This window comes from Mesorhizobium sp. M2A.F.Ca.ET.037.01.1.1 (assembly GCF_003998075.1).
GTDB lineage: Bacteria > Pseudomonadota > Alphaproteobacteria > Rhizobiales > Rhizobiaceae > Mesorhizobium.
In genome coordinates this window covers 1-530 of record NZ_RZSA01001742.1, presented here as the reverse complement: position 1 = coordinate 530, position 530 = coordinate 1, and the positions used below count along the sequence as shown (strand labels likewise).

1 protein-coding gene is annotated in these 530 nt (G+C 61.1%); it reads left to right on the top strand.

The features are described 5' to 3' along the window. On the top strand, positions 1 to 530 hold a 530-nt coding region (locus EOA27_RS41355; protein WP_189562442.1), incomplete at both ends, for a hypothetical protein.

Sequence of the window (530 nt, the reverse complement as noted above, 5' to 3'; positions counted from 1 at the left end):
CGATGAAACCCAGCGGGCATGCCCGGATATCCTTATCACCAACTACTCGATGCTCGAATACATGCTGATGCGGCCGATCGAGAGGTCCATTTTCCGGCAGACGAAGGAGTGGCTGCACGCTGACAGCGCCAATGAGCTGATTCTGGTACTGGATGAGGCGCACATGTATCGGGGCGCTGGCGGTGCGGAGGTTGCACTGCTGATCAGACGCTTGCTCGCACGTCTTGATGTACCGCGGGAACGCGTGCGCTTCATCTTGACCAGCGCCAGCTTGGGGCAGGGTACAGCGGCTGAGGCAGCGATCGACGAGTTCGCCCGCAATCTCACTGGATTGCCGCGCCAATCGCGGCGTGGGTTCGCGGTTATCACCGGTACGCGCGAACAGCGCCACGGCAGCGGCCAACCTAGCGACCGCGTGACCGACTTGCTCGCGGTTTTTGATTTGGCAGCTTTCGAACAATATGCAACCCATCCAGAGACTGCGCGAGACGCGGTGGCCGCATTGGCCGCTGGGTTGGGCTGGTCAGAAC